General features: G+C 65.7%; 1 protein-coding gene. It reads left to right on the forward strand.

What is annotated here, in order from left to right; translation table 11 throughout:
• Positions 1 to 986, forward strand: a 986-nt coding sequence (locus tag EOA29_RS37875; RefSeq protein WP_348628939.1) for an AAA family ATPase, incomplete at both ends; no start/stop codon positions are given.

A 986-nucleotide genomic window follows, 5' to 3' on the forward strand; every position in this document is an offset into this window, starting at 1 on the left:
CATGGAGGCGTCGAGATCGGCGAGGTGCGCCGACAGCGGGAAGACTGGCAGCGCGACGCAACGCGCGATTTGGCCATGGGCAGAACCGGCGCTGCGATCCAGGCCTTTGACACGCATGGCATGCTCCATGCCGCCGAGACGCGGGAACAGGCACGCAACGATCTGATCGACCGCTGGGACCGCGATCGGCAGGCATCGCCTGACTGCAGCCGCATCATACTCACCCACACCAATGACGAGGTCCGCGCCGTCAACGAGGCGGCGCGCTTGCGATTGCATGAAGCCGGCGATCTGGGTGATGATGTGGGCCTGACCGTCGAACGCGGCGAGCGCAACTTCGCCAGCGGGGACCGTGTCATATTCCTGAAAAACGAGCGCGACCTTGGCGTGAAGAACGGCACGCTCGGGACTATCGAGCAAGTCAGCGCGCAATCCATGATCGTGCGCACCGATTACGGGCGCAGCGTCTCATTCGACCTCAAGGACTATAACCGCATCGATCACGGCTATGCGGCGACGATCCACAAGGCGCAGGGCATGACCGTGGACCGCACCCATGTGCTGGCAACGCCGGGCATGGACGCCCACGGCAGCTACGTCGCCCTGTCGCGGCACCGCGAAGGCATGGACCTGCATTATGGCCACGATGATTTCGCCGATCAGGACCGGCTGGTCCGCACCCTGTCGCGCGACCGGGGCAAGGACATGGCATCGGACTACGAACCGGCTCAGGGCTATGCCGAGCGGCGCGGCATCAACTTCCGCGCCCGTGTTGCCGAGATCATGCGCAAAGTCGTGCCGGAGAAGGTGCGCAACATGTTCAACGGTCTGAGCTCGTCCGCGGATTATGCGCATGGCCAAGATGGCGCGCAAAGGCCGCAACGGGAAGGCACTGGGGTGGAGGCGCGGCGTGAACCCGCGGCGCGCCAGAGGGACGCCGCCGAGGACCCGGAGGCAGCGGGGCGCAAAGCCCGGACCGATGCGCC

The sequence above is a fragment of the Mesorhizobium sp. M1E.F.Ca.ET.063.01.1.1 genome (assembly GCF_003998155.1).
In the GTDB taxonomy this organism is placed as follows: Bacteria; Pseudomonadota; Alphaproteobacteria; order Rhizobiales; family Rhizobiaceae; genus Mesorhizobium.